This is a genomic window from Microbacterium sp. OVT16B, assembly GCF_019969705.1.
In the GTDB taxonomy this organism is placed as follows: Bacteria; Actinomycetota; Actinomycetes; order Actinomycetales; family Microbacteriaceae; genus Microbacterium; species Microbacterium natoriense.
The window spans coordinates 2,145,356-2,158,373 of record NZ_JAHXZA010000001.1 but is presented as its reverse complement, the minus strand read 5'-3'; the positions used below and the strand labels follow the sequence as shown (position 1 = coordinate 2,158,373).

Below are 13,018 nucleotides of genomic sequence, written 5' to 3'. Positions count from 1 at the left end.
TCAGCGCATCTGCCGTTGCAGCTCGTACATGAGCAGGGCGTGAGTCTCGGCGGCAGAACGTTCCCGCCGCTCGATGAAGAAGCCGTCGTCGGGAGCGAGCGCGAGTGCGCGCGGTGCCCGACGAGGCCGCTGCGCCCGTTGGAGCAGCCACAGACCGATCCTCAGGGACAGCCGATCGGCGAGCGCCAGGCGCCGCTGATCGCGGGGTGCGGGGATCTGCAGGACCAGCTGGTCCTCGGTATCCGGCGGGTGGGTGGTGCTGGCGTACAGCGTGGTATTCACGGTGATTCCTTCGATGAATGATGGTGATGGGGTGCGGAGACGCCACCGACGACGACCGGAGCCGTTCGGCGGGAGCGGTGGGTGCGGTGGAGGTCCGCCGACGGATGCCGCTGAGAAGAGCGGGAGCCGGAACGGCGGTGGCCGTGATCTGCGAGGAGATCAGAGGACGGGGCGCGGAGAGACCACGAAGAGAGAACCCACCTGTGGCGGGCGAAACTCAGAGTGCGGTTCTACGAGAGCGCGCTGCGACGGTCGCCGAAAGCGGTCACCGAGAACGCAGAACGCGGCGCGGCATAAACACGCGCGGCGAGGCCAGTGGCCTGTGCGTTGAGCTGAATCATCATCGGTAACCTCCTTTTCGTGTTGCGATCCGGTGGTTACCGTAGCGAACGTTCGGATCGGGAGTCAAGCACCGGGCGTGTCGCACGGCGTGTCGCGAGGCGATCGGGTTCGGTCGCGTTCCGCGCGGTATCCCCGCCGACGCCCGTGATTCCGGTAGCGTATGGGCGTGATTCTCCCCGACCGAGTGGCCTCCGCATGCATCTGAAGAGCCTGACGCTCAAGGGGTTCAAATCGTTCGCGCAGCCGACGAGCTTCGTCTTCGAACCCGGGGTCACCTGCATCGTGGGGCCGAACGGATCCGGCAAGTCGAACGTCGTGGACGCGCTCGCCTGGGTCATGGGCGAACAGGGGGCCAAGACGCTCCGCGGCGGCAAGATGGAGGACGTCATCTTCGCCGGGACCTCGACGAGAGGACCCCTGGGGCGCGCCGAGGTCCAGCTCACGATCGACAACGCCGACGGAGCCCTCCCGATCGACTACGCCGAGGTGACGATCAGCCGCACGCTGTTCCGCAACGGATCCAGCGAGTACGCGATCAACGGGGAGAACTGCCGGCTTCTCGACGTGCAGGAGCTGCTCAGCGACTCCGGTCTCGGCCGTGAGATGCACGTCATCGTCGGTCAGGGGCGCCTCGACACCGTTCTCCAGGCTTCGCCCGAAGACCGTCGTGGCTTCATCGAGGAGGCCGCCGGCATCCTGAAGCATCGACGGCGCAAGGAGAAGACCCTGCGTAAGCTCGACGCGATGGAGGCGAATCTCACGCGCCTCAGCGACCTGGCCGGTGAGATCCGCAGACAACTCAAGCCCCTGGGACGCCAGGCCGAGATCGCCCGCGAGGCGCAGACGATCGCTGCCGTCGTGCGCGATGCGAAGGCCCGCATCTTCGCCGACGACGTCGTCGCGCTCCGCGCGGCTCTCGCGGATCACACGCGCACCGAGCACGAACGCCACACCGAGCGCCTGGTGCTCTCCGACCAGGCGGAGGCGGTGCGCGCGGGGATCACCCGCCTCGAGCAGGATCAGAACTCCGTCGCGGTTGACAGGGCGCGCGGGATCGCCTTCGGCCTGGAGCAGGTGCAGGAGCGGATGCGCGGGCTCTACACGCTCGCGAATCAGCGCCTCGCGCTCCTCGGATCGGAGGAGGACGACGCCGCGGTGACCGCGGTGACCGTCACACAGGCGACCATCGACGAGGCGAAGGACGAGATCACCGAGATCTCCGCCGGTCTGGGCGACGCGCAGGATGCGGCCACGGTCGCGAGCAGAGAGGTCGTGCACGCTCGCGCAGAGCTGGACACCCTGGACGTCGACATCGCCGAGCAGAGCGCGCTCGTCTCCGAGTACGACATGCGTCTGACCGCGCTTCGAGGAGCAGCAGAGGCCGCCGCATCCACTCTCGCCGCCGTCCGCGGCGCTGTGCTCCGTCAGGAGAACGCGCTGGAGGCGGCCGAGGCGCGTCGCCGGGAAGCGGCGGAGGCTCTGGAGTCGATCGATGACGCCGAGGCGCCGGATGGCACGGCCGCCGAGCACGCAGCCGCATACGATGCGGCACAAAAGGCGGCGACGGCCGCCGAGGCCGAACGTGAGACCCTGCGTGAGCGGCTGCACGCGGCCGAGCGCGAGGTGGATTCGCTGACGGCCAAAGCGGCGGCCCTCGGCAGCGCACTGTCTCTGTCCGGCGGGGCCGCGGAGATCGTCAGGACGGGGGGCGCGGGCATCCGCGGACTCGTGGGCGACTCGGTGCAGGTCCGCTCGGGTTTCGAGGCGGCCGTCGCCGCCGTGCTCGGTCCCCTCGTGGAGGGCGTGCTCGTGGATACGCCCGCCGATGCGTTCACGCTCGCGGCGGACGCGGCCGAGCAGCGCAGGGGAGTCGTGGACTTCGTCGTCGCCGGGGCGCCGCGTCCGTCGGCGTCGTTGCCGTCGATGCCCGGGGTGACCCCCGCGATCGACACCGTCACCGCGCCAGAGGGAGTCCTCGGCATCCTCTCGCATGTCCTGATCGCCGACGACCTCGATGCCGCACGCGCGGCTCGGTCGGCCCTGGATGCGACGGGCGACACCACGACCACGATCGTCACGCTGGGTGGAGACGTCGTCACCGCCCAGACCCTGCGCACCGGTTCGGGCGGGGAGCGTTCGCGCATCGAGCTCGCCGCCGAGCGCGACGCCGCCACGGAGCGGCTCGCCGAGGTGCAGGTGATCGTCGACTCGCTCCGTGAGGCCCGCGAGGAGGCGAACGACCTCATGGAGACGACTCGCCGTCAGGCGAAGGACGCGTTGCGCGCGCTGCGCGAGCACGACGCCGCACTGGCGAGCCACGCGGAGCAGGTCAACCGGATCACGGTGCGACACGAGTCCGCGGTCGCGGAGTGCGAGCGGCTGAAGTCAGGACTCGACCAGGCGCAGGCCGCCGTCGCCGAGGCCGAGGCGAAGGCCGACGCCGCGAAGGCGGAGCTGGAGAAGGCCGTCGACGCACCTCGCCCGGTCCTCGACGCCTCTGCCAGAGATGGCCTTCTCGAGGCGCTCGAGCTCGCCCGTGAGGGGGAGGTGCGGGCACGCCTCGACATCGAGACCCTGCGGGAGCGCGTGCGAGCGGGCCAAGCACGCGTCGCGTCGCTGGAACGGCAGCGCGAACAGGAACGGGATGCTGCGGCGGAGGCGGCGCGCAGGGCTGTCGTGCGGCGTGCCCAGCGCGAGTCGGCGTCCGGGGTGGCGCAGGAGCTTCCTCGCATCCTCGATTCCCTCGACCGCTCGGTGACCGAGGCCCGTGTCGCCCTGGCGGAGGCGGAGGCCGCTCGCTCCGCGCAGAACGAGGAGCTCACCGCGCTGCGCACCCAGGAGAACTCACTCCGCGAGCGTCTCGCCGGCCTCACCGAGAGCGTCCACGGGCTCGAGCTGCAGATCCACGAGAAGAAGCTGCACCTGAACAGCCTTCTCGAGCGCGTCTCGTCGGAACTCGCACTAGACGAAGATATTCTCATTGCGGAATATGGGCCTGATCAGCTCGTTCCGCGTGATCCTGGCGTGGAGCCACCCGAGGGTGACGGCGTAGACGACACCGCGATCCCCTTCGATCGCCGCATCCAGCAGCGTCGACTGGCGGATGCCGAGCGCAAGCTCGCGCAGCTCGGACGAGTCAATCCGCTCGCGCTGGAGGAGTTCGCCGCGCTGGAGCAGAGGCATGCGTTCCTCACCGAGCAGCTCGCCGATCTCACGCAGACCCGACAGGATCTGCTGACGATCATCGCCGACCTCGACGAGCGCATGCAGACGATCTTCGCGAGCGCATTCGACGACACGAAGACGGCGTTCGGCGAGGTCTTCCCGCTGCTGTTCCCCGGCGGAACGGGGAGCATCTCGCTCACCGATCCCGACAACATGCTCACGACGGGCATCGAGGTCTCTGTGCGCCCCGTGGGGAAGAAGATCGAACGCCTGTCTCTGCTGTCCGGCGGGGAGCGCTCGCTCGCGGCGGTGGCGCTGCTGGTCGCGATCTTCAAGGCGCGGCCCAGCCCCTTCTACATCCTCGACGAGGTCGAGGCTGCGCTCGATGACGCCAACCTCGGCCGGCTTCTGACCGTGTTCGAGCAGCTGCGCGAGAGCTCTCAGCTCTTGGTGATCACCCACCAGAAGCGCACGATGGAGATCGCCGACGCCCTCTACGGCGTCTCGATGCGCCAGGACGGCGTCTCGGCCGTCGTCGGACAGCGTGTGGGCGATCGGGCGGCCGCGGCGAGCTGATACCGGCGTCGCCGCTCGGGAAACCCGGACCGTTCCGTTTCGACTCGGTGAGTCGAGGCGCGACACGCCGCCCGGCATCCGTCTCGTCCTGGATTTCCCGACGTCAGCGTGGCAGCGAGGCCTCGACCGGAGCGGGTGCTCGCGGATCATTTCCGCATGCTACCCGTAGGCTGGAGGCATGGCGGAGAAGTCCTGGTCCCTCGGTCGCGCACTGCGCGGCATGTTCGTCAAGCCCACGATCGACGAGACGACGTGGGAGGACCTCGAGACGGCGCTGATCACGGCTGACTTCGGCCCCGACATCAGCGAGCGGGTCGTCGAGGAGCTGCGCGAGAAGGTGGAGCGCTACCGGACCACCGATCCCAAGGATCTCCAGCGGATGCTCCGCGAGACCCTCGAAGAGCACTTCGCGAAGTTCGACACCACACTCAAGCTCACGGAACGCCCCGCAGTGGTGCTCGTCGTCGGCGTCAACGGCGTCGGCAAGACCACCACCATCGGCAAGTTCACGAAGTTCCTCCGCGGATATCAGCGCAGCGTCGTCGTGGGCGCGGCCGACACGTTCCGTGCGGCCGCGGTCGACCAGCTCGCGACCTGGGCGCAGCGCGGGGGAGCGGCGATCGTCCGCCCGCAGCAGGAGGGGCAGGACCCGGCATCCGTCGCCTTCCAGACGATCGAGTTCGCGCAGCGCGAAGGCATCGAGATCGCGATCATCGACACCGCGGGTCGACTGCACACCAAGGGCGGGCTGATGGACGAGCTGTCCAAGATCCGCCGCGTGATCGAGAAGCAGACTCCCATCAGCGAGGTTCTCCTCGTTCTCGACGCGACGACCGGCCAGAACGGCGTGATGCAGGCCGAGGCCTTCCTCGAGCACGCCGGGGTCACCGGACTCGTGCTCACCAAGCTCGACGGCTCGGCCAAGGGCGGCTTCGTCCTCGCCGTTCAGGAGCGCACCGGCATCCCGGTCAAGCTCCTCGGACAGGGCGAGGGGATCGACGATCTCACCGGTTTCACCCCCCACGTGTTCGTGCAGTCCCTTGTTGGTTGAGAGCGGGACTACCGCCGCGAGCACGAGGCTGGTTTCATAGCGGTATGGCGATCGAACACGACTACTTCGGACTGCTCTCCTCCGGTCCCGACGGCTCGATCTTCTGGTCGGAGACGGTGGAGCTCGGCGACCAGAGCGTCACCGTGGATCTGACGGCGCCCGACCAGGACGACGTCTCCGCCGACGCGCTCGACATCGCCGCATCCCTCATCTCCGGACTGGAGAATGTCGACGCCACCGCTCGGCGCGGGATGCTTTCGGAGGTGGACGATCGCACGAGCGAGGTGACCGAGTACATCCTGCAGCAGCAGGAGGCCTACGGAGAGGAACTCGAGGAGGTCCTCGTCGACGTGAGCGGCGATGCCGCGGTCGACATCATCCGCTCCCTGCGCCTCATGAGCATGACGATCCTCGCCGACGAGCACGGGGGCTCCGAGCCCTTCGCCGTCCTCGAGTACGCTCTCGACGCCGATTCCACCGATGACGTGCTGCTCGTGAACCTCGGTTCCGACGGCAGCGTGCAGTCGGTCATGAGCGCCGACTGAGGTCGGAGACGCATTCCCGCGCCGCCCCGCCGGAGCGAGGCGACGCGAGACGAGGCCGGTCAGACGGCCTGAGCGAATCCCAGGTCGGCGCTCTCCGCGATGTGCGCCAGGTGCGGAGGGATCTCGCGCCCCTTCGAGACCATCGACTGCGCCCACAGCCGCCCGGCGCGGTAGGACGAGCGCACGAGGGGACCGGCGAGGACGCCGAGGAAGCCGATCCGCTCCGCTTCCTCCTTGAACGCGACGAACTCGTCAGGCTTGACCCAGCGGGCCACGGGGAGGTGGCGGGGTGAGGGCCGGAGGTATTGAGTGATCGTGATGATGTCGCACCCAGCGTCGTGCAGATCGTTCAGCGCCTGCACGACCTCCTCCGGCTCCTCGCCCATGCCGAGGATGAGGTTGGACTTCGTGATGAGACCGGCATCCCGAGCCTGCGTGATCACGTCGAGCGAGCGCTCATAGCGGAACGCGGGGCGGATGCGCTTGAAGATGCGCGGGACGGTCTCGACGTTGTGCGCGAAGACCTCGGGGCGGGCTTCGAAGACCTCGCCGAGCAGTGCAGGGTCGCCGTTGAAGTCCGTGGCGAGGAGCTCGACGCCGGTGTTCGGGTTCATCGCGTGGATCTGCCGAATGGTCTCGGCGTTGAGCCAGGCACCGCCGTCGGGCAGGTCGTCACGGGCGACGCAGGTGACGGTGGCGTAGCGGAGGTTCATCCGGACGATGCTCTCGGCGACGCGACGCGGTTCGTCGGTGTCGTAGTCGGCGGGTTTGCCCGTGTCGATCTGGCAGAAGTCGCAGCGGCGCGTGCACTGCGACCCCCCGATCAGGAACGTCGCCTCGCGGTCTTCCCAGCATTCGTAGATGTTGGGGCACCCGGCCTCCTGGCACACCGTGTGCAGGTCCTCGCTCTTCACGAGCGAGTGCAGGGCGGTGTACTCCGGTCCCATCTTCGCCTTGGTCTTGATCCAGGCGGGCTTGCGCTCGATGGGGGTCTCGGCGTTGCGGATCTCCAGGCGGAGGAGTTTGCGGCCTTCCGGGGCGGCGGTCATGCGGGTGCTCCTGCGTACTCGGCGGATGCGTACTCGTCGGTGAAGGCGGCGATCACGCCGCCGATGATGTCGGACGGCGAGATGTCGGCGCCGACGACCTCGCTGACGGTGGTGACACCGGCATCCGTTATGCCGCAGGGGATGATGCCGCGGAATCCGGAGAGGGTGTTGTCGCAGTTGACGGCGAAGCCGTGCATGGTCACGCCCTGCTGGACGCGGACGCCGATCGCCGCGACCTTGTCTTCGGAGAGGGGGCGGCGCACCCAGACGCCGCTGCGTCCATCGACCTGGTAGCCGTCGACGCCGAGCGGGCGGAGCACCTCGATCAGGATGCGCTCCAGTCGACGGACGTGCGCCACGACGTCCATGGGCTCGGGGAGGCGAACGATCGGATAGCCGACCAGCTGCCCCGGCCCGTGCCAGGTGATCTTGCCACCGCGATCGACGTCGACGACGGGCGTGCCGTCCTGTGGGCGCTCGTGCGCCTCGGTGCGCTTCCCCGCGGTGTACACGGCTTCGTGCTCGAGGAGGATCAGCGTGTCGGTGCGGACTCCCGCGACGACATCCGCATGGATGCGGCGCTGCAGATCCCAGCCGTCGGTGTAGGGGACGAAATCCGGGGCGAGCCCCGCGGTGAGGACGTCGAGCATGCTCGTGCCACCTTCGCTCTATTAGTTGGATGCAGTCTAACAATACTCAGAGGTGGAGGCTTTCGCTCCTCCGCGCGCCGCGCGGTAGCGTGTGACCATGACCATCAGCCGAGCAGGACGCCCGAAGGCGTCGTCGAGGGAGACTCTCGCCGAAGCGGCCTGCGAGCTGTTCCTCGAGCGCGGCTACGAGTCCACGTCGATCGCCGACATCACCCAGCGCGCGGGCGTGAGCCGCTCCAGCTTCTTCAACTACTTCGCCTCGAAGAGCGACGTGATCTGGGCGGAGTTCGACGCACGGCTCGCGGAGGCGGCAGCGACTCTCGGAGCGCTCTCCGCCGGCGCCGAGGCGGCGCAGGTGCGCGGCGTGCTGCACGCAGTCGTGCAGGACTTCGCCCCCGACCCGCTCGCCCTCGCGCTTCGCAACCGTGCGGCCATGGGCCTCGACGAGGAGCTGGTCCGCGAGACCGGCATGCGTCACGCGCGGCTGTCGTCCGCCATCTCCGATGCGGCGCGAGCCGGCGGGGTCGGAGAGATCCGTTCCGACATCCTGGGGGCCGCCTTTGCGGCGGCGCTGATGTCGTCGCTGCGCGTCTGGGCGGAGCACGGTGCGGGGTCGCGGACCCCGGAGGCCGTCCTCGACGAGGCGCTGCACAGCCTCGACGACCTGCGCTGGAAGTAGTCCGCGGACATCCGGCGCAATGCCGGACACGTACAGAGTGAACCCATCCAGAAGGGACGCACTCATGGACGCAGGACAGTTGGACGATCTGCTCGACTCCTCCGCACCCGTCGCCCGGTCGCTCGACCCCGGCGACGTGCGGGCGATGATGGCGGAGGCTCGGGTGGCCGAGGGGGCGAAGCGACCCCGGCGACGCGTGAGGACGGCTCTGACGGCCGGTGCTGCGCTCGCTTTGATCGTCGGCGGCGGTGGAGTCGCCGTCGCTGCCGGTCTCGTCACGTGGCCCAGCGCGCTCGAGCACCCGGATGGCTCCTACGAGTTCGTGCTTCCCAGCGGCAGAGCCTGTGAGGTGCGGTTGCTCGTCGAGGATCGCCCGGCCTCGACGACCGACGCCGGTCAGGACGACGTGTCGACACGTGACCTGCAGGACTCGGTTGCGACCTGGCTGCGCGATGGCGCGCTGGAGCGTGAGCTCGACCTGGAAGCGGCGGACGACGAGGCCGCGCGAATCCTCGCGGAACAGGCGGACAGGTACGGGATGACCGTGCTGATCGGCGCGGATGGCTGGCTTGCCGACGCAGCGATCGCACCGGGGCGTCCCGATGCCGATGACGCTCGCGCGTTCGCGGTGAACCGTGCGGTGCACGGGGCCATGATCGATCATCTCGTCGGCGCCGGGTTCCCGGAGGACGCGTGGACGTTCAGCGCGGATGGCGGAGTCAAGTGCGAGGCCGAGTGAGCCCCGATTCCGCCCGTCTCACCGCGGCGGTCGAGGCGAACGCATCCGATCTCCTCTCCTACGTCTCGCGCCGCGTCGGTCCCGACGACGCCCCCGACCTGCTCGGCGAGACCATGGTCGTCGCCTGGCGTCGAGTACGCGTACTCCCCGTCGACGCGGAACGAGCGCGGATGTGGCTCTTCGGCATCGCACGAGGCACACTGCTCAACCACGCGCGCGGCCAGCGCCGACGCTGGGCTCTGGTCGATCGGATCCGCGGCGATGCGGCGGAGGACAGGAGCAGCCCGGCGGCGGACGCAGGTACGGAGGTGCGCGACGCGATCACACGTCTCGATCCGGATCGCGCCGAGATCGTGCGCCTCGTGCACTGGGACGGCTTCTCGCTCACGGAGGTGGCCGAGCTTCTCGGCATCCCTGCGTCGACGGCCAGAGGTCGCTATCAGCGTGCGAAGGAGGAACTCCGTGCCGCGCTGAGCATCGAGGTTCCGCTCGCGTAGAATCGAAGCACCATGGCTACGTTTGGCACGCTCTCCGATCGGCTCACCGAGACCTTCCGCAACCTGCGCACGAAGGGAAAGCTCACCGCCGCCGACGTCGACGGCACCGTGCGCGAGATCCGTCGCGCACTCCTCGACGCTGACGTCGCGCTGTCCGTCGTGAAGGAGTTCACGGCGAAGGTGCGCGAGCGCGCGCTCGGCGATGAGGTGAACAAGGCCCTCAACCCGGCCCAGCAGGTCGTGCAGATCGTCAATGAGGAGCTCATCCAGATCCTCGGCGGCGAGCAGCGTCGCCTCCAGTTCGCCAAGACGGCGCCGACTGTCATCATGCTCGCCGGCCTTCAGGGCTCGGGAAAGACGACCTTCGCCGGAAAGCTCGCGAAGCAGCTCGAAGGCGAGGGGCACACCCCGCTCCTCGTCGCCGCTGACCTGCAGCGTCCGAACGCCGTGAATCAGCTCCAGGTCGTCGCGGAGCAGGCCGGCGCGACCGTCTACGCCCCCGAGCCGGGCAACGGCATAGGCGACCCGGTCAAGGTCTCGCGCGACGGCGTCGAGCACGCCCGTCGTCACCAGCACGACGTCGTCATCATCGACACCGCCGGACGTCTCGGCGTCGATGCGGAGCTCATGAAGCAGGCCGCCGACATCCGCAAGGCCGTCGACCCCGACGAGGTGCTCTTCGTCATCGACGCGATGATCGGTCAGGACGCCGTCAACACGGCCAAGGCCTTCCAGGACGGCGTCGACTTCACCGGCGTCGTGCTCTCCAAGCTCGACGGCGATGCCCGAGGCGGTGCGGCGCTGTCCGTCGCCTCCGTGACCGGACGCCCCATCATCTTCGCCTCTACGGGCGAGCGTCTCGAAGACCTCGAGCCTTTCCACCCCGATCGCATGGCGAGCCGCATCCTCGACCTCGGCGACATCCTCACCCTCATCGAGCAGGCCCAGCAGGCCTTCGATGAGGAAGAGGCCATGAAGATGGCCGAGAAGCTCGCGACCGAGCAGTTCACGCTCGAGGACTTCCTCGGCCAGCTTCAGCAGATGAAGAAGATGGGCTCGATGAAGAAGATGCTCGGCATGCTGCCGGGCATGGGCCAGATGAAGCAGCAGCTCGAGGACTTCGACGAGCGCGAGATCGACCGCACCGAGGCCATCATCCGCTCCATGACTCCGGTCGAGCGCCGCAACCCCAAGATCCTCAACGGCTCTCGACGACTGCGCATCGCGCGCGGTTCCGGCATGACGGTGACGGATGTGAATCAGCTCGTGCAGCGCTTCGACCAGGCCGCGAAGATGATGAAGACGGTCGCCCGTGGGGGGACGCCGAACATCCCGGGCATGGGACCCGTCCCCGGGATGGGACGCCCTGGAGCGTCGTCGAAGCGCGGCAAGAAGGGCAAGTCCTCCGGCGGCTCGAGGTCGGGCAACCCGGCCAAGCGCGCCGCGGAGAACGCCGGTCTCGCCGCCCCTACCACTCCCACCGGGTCGGGCTTCGGCCTCGGCGGGGCGAAGGCGGCACCGAGCGAGGCCGACCTCGCCGAGATCCAGAAGCTCTTCGGCAAGGGCTGATCGTCTCAGCGTCGGACGAGCGCGCTCTCGGCTGCGCCGGGAACGGCCGGCACGGGCTTCGGGCGGGTGACGAGCTGGCCTGAGACGAGCGCGCCCAGCACGAGCGTCATTCCGATCGCCTGCTGGGGTGTGAAGCTCTCTCCGGCGACGGTCGCTCCGAGGAGCGTCGCGACCACGGGCGAGAGCAGCGCGAGCAGCCCCGGGGCGATGACCGGGAGTCGCTGGATGCCGCGGAACCACAGCGTGTAGGCGAAGAGGCCGCCCACAGTGCCCAGCCACAGGTAGCCGAGCGCGGCACCGCCGTCGATCTGCGGCGGCGCCCCCTCGATCAGGAACGTGAGCGGCAGCAGCAGAAGTCCTCCGGCGGTGAGCTGCCATCCTGCGTAGGCGATGGGCCCGACGCCCTCCGGACGACCCCAGCGCTTCGTGAGGATCATTCCGACCGCGGTCGCCGTGACGCCGCCCAGGGCCGCCAGGATGCCGATGGCGTCCAGCTGAGCTGCGGGCCCGAGGACGACGAGTGCGACGCCGCCGGCGCCGACGGTCGCCGCCGCCGCGGTGAGCGGACGGATTCTCTCGTGCAGCACGAGAGAACCGAGTGCGAGGACGATCAGCGGCTGCACGCCGGCGACGGCCGCCGCCACTCCACCGGGAAGACGTTCGGCCGCGAGGAACAGCAGGGGGAAGAACGCCCCGATGTTCAGGACGCCGAGGGCGAGCGACTTGAGCCACCAGGAGCCGCGGGGGAGGGACCGTCCGATCGCGATGGCGACCAGTCCGGCAGGAAGCGAGCGGAGAAGGCCGGCGAGCAGCGGATGCCCGGCGGGTAGCAGCTCGGTGGTGACGAGGTATGTCGTGCCCCAGGCCATCGGAGCCAGAGCGGTGAGGAGCACCGTGGTCAGTCGATTCATGATTCCAGCGTGATGGCTGCAGAGGAATGAGTCCAACGCATAGTTGTCAACTCATGCATGAGTCGAGATCATGAATGAATGGACCTTCAGCAACTGCGATACGCGGTCGAGATCGCGGACGCATCGAGCTTCACCCGCGCAGCCGAACGCTGCTTCGTCACGCAGTCCGCATTGAGCCATCGGATCGCCGCGCTGGAGAGCGAACTCGGTCAGCGGTTGTTCACCCGCACGAGTCGGAGCGTCCGGGTGACCGAGGCCGGTGCGGCCTTCGTGCGGAGGGCGCGAGTCGCCCTCGCCGCCGCGGAGGGCGCGAGGGAGGATGCCGCGGCTGCCGGCGGACGAGTCATCGGGACTCTGCGTCTCGGTGTGATCCCGACCGTCGCCGCGGTGGACGTCCCCACCCTCATTTCGCGGTTCCGCGCGGCGCATCCGTCTGTTCGTGTCGAGCTCACCGTGGGCAACAGCGACTCTCTGATCGCCTCCGTCCGACACGGCGATCTCGACGTCGCCCTCCTCGGGCTTCGAGAGGAGAGCATCCCGAGCGGTGTCGCCCTGCGCACGCTGTCCAGGGAGCGGCTCGTCGCCGCGATGCCGCCGCATCATAGACTCGCCCGCCGGACGCGCGTCCGACTCGCCGATCTCGCCGGTGAGGTGTTCGCCGACTTCCCCGCGGGCACGTCGGGGCGCGCGCAGAGCGATTCCGCATTCGCGGCCGTCGATGTCGTCAGGGATGTGGCGTTCGAGGCCGACTCGGCAGAGCTGATCCTCGGCCTCGTTTCCGCAGGGCTGGCGATGACCCTGCTCGCTCCGGGTGTCGTCGCCCGGTCGCAGGCCGCGGTCGAGTCGGTGCCGGTCGACGACGGTCCGATCCGGGTCGAGTACGCGGCATGGGATGAGCAGGCGCCGAGGACCGTCGCCAGGGCCTTTCTCGCCGAGCTGGAGACCACAGATCTCGACTGAACG

The 13,018-nt window shown here is 68.9% G+C and carries 12 protein-coding genes; 8 read left to right on the top strand and 4 right to left on the bottom strand.

Annotated elements, in window-relative coordinates:
- Entirely contained in the window at positions 1-282 is a 282-nt protein-coding gene (locus tag LC438_RS10270) for a hypothetical protein (protein WP_223586489.1), read from the bottom strand.
- Positions 283-819: 537 nt separating this feature from the next.
- Here LC438_RS10270 and smc point away from each other — a divergent pair.
- The 3 genes from smc (at position 820) to LC438_RS10255 (ending at position 5,961) form a co-directional block, all read left to right on the top strand.
- A complete protein-coding gene (smc, locus tag LC438_RS10265; protein WP_223586488.1) occupies positions 820-4,365 on the top strand; it encodes a chromosome segregation protein SMC in 3,546 nt (1,181 codons plus the stop codon).
- A gap of 178 nt (positions 4,366-4,543) precedes the next feature.
- Entirely contained in the window at positions 4,544-5,416 is an 873-nt protein-coding gene (gene ftsY / locus LC438_RS10260) for a signal recognition particle-docking protein FtsY (RefSeq protein ID WP_223586487.1), read from the top strand.
- Positions 5,417-5,460: 44 nt separating this feature from the next.
- Entirely contained in the window at positions 5,461-5,961 is a 501-nt protein-coding gene (locus tag LC438_RS10255) for a DUF2004 domain-containing protein (RefSeq protein ID WP_105673342.1), read from the top strand.
- Between the two features lie 59 nt (positions 5,962-6,020).
- Here LC438_RS10255 and lipA read toward each other — a convergent pair whose 3' ends face one another.
- Positions 6,021-7,010 carry a lipoyl synthase gene (gene lipA / locus LC438_RS10250; protein ID WP_223586486.1) on the bottom strand — a complete coding sequence of 330 codons (990 nt, stop codon included), beginning with the start codon at positions 7,008-7,010 and terminating at the stop codon, positions 6,021-6,023.
- Positions 7,007-7,660 carry a lipoyl(octanoyl) transferase LipB gene (lipB, locus tag LC438_RS10245; RefSeq protein WP_105673344.1) on the bottom strand — a complete coding sequence of 218 codons (654 nt, stop codon included), beginning with the start codon at positions 7,658-7,660 and terminating at the stop codon, positions 7,007-7,009. Before lipB ends, lipA begins: the two co-directional genes overlap by 4 nt.
- A gap of 97 nt (positions 7,661-7,757) precedes the next feature.
- On the opposite strand from lipB, the gene LC438_RS10240 reads away from it, so the two are divergent.
- The 4 genes from LC438_RS10240 (at position 7,758) to ffh (ending at position 11,144) form a co-directional block, all read left to right on the top strand.
- Positions 7,758-8,339 (top strand): TetR/AcrR family transcriptional regulator, encoded by a 582-nt coding sequence (locus tag LC438_RS10240; protein ID WP_105673378.1) that lies wholly within the window; start codon positions 7,758-7,760, stop codon positions 8,337-8,339.
- 64 nt (positions 8,340-8,403) lie between these two features.
- Positions 8,404-9,078 carry a hypothetical protein gene (locus tag LC438_RS10235; protein ID WP_223586485.1) on the top strand — a complete coding sequence of 225 codons (675 nt, stop codon included), beginning with the start codon at positions 8,404-8,406 and terminating at the stop codon, positions 9,076-9,078.
- Positions 9,075-9,575 carry an RNA polymerase sigma factor gene (locus LC438_RS10230; RefSeq protein ID WP_223586484.1) on the top strand — a complete coding sequence of 167 codons (501 nt, stop codon included), beginning with the start codon at positions 9,075-9,077 and terminating at the stop codon, positions 9,573-9,575. Before LC438_RS10235 ends, LC438_RS10230 begins: the two co-directional genes overlap by 4 nt.
- 12 nt (positions 9,576-9,587) lie before the next feature.
- Entirely contained in the window at positions 9,588-11,144 is a 1,557-nt protein-coding gene (gene ffh, locus LC438_RS10225) for a signal recognition particle protein (protein ID WP_105673347.1), read from the top strand.
- Positions 11,145-11,149: 5 nt separating this feature from the next.
- On the opposite strand, the gene LC438_RS10220 is transcribed toward ffh, so the two are convergent.
- Positions 11,150-12,055 carry an EamA family transporter gene (locus tag LC438_RS10220; protein WP_223586483.1) on the bottom strand — a complete coding sequence of 302 codons (906 nt, stop codon included), beginning with the start codon at positions 12,053-12,055 and terminating at the stop codon, positions 11,150-11,152.
- A 78-nt stretch (positions 12,056-12,133) separates the two neighbouring features.
- Between LC438_RS10220 and LC438_RS10215 the strand changes: the two genes are divergently transcribed.
- Positions 12,134-13,015: a LysR family transcriptional regulator gene (locus LC438_RS10215; RefSeq protein ID WP_223586482.1), complete on the top strand. Its 882-nt coding sequence runs from the start codon at positions 12,134-12,136 to the stop codon at positions 13,013-13,015.
- The last annotated feature ends 3 nt before the right edge of the window (positions 13,016-13,018 follow it).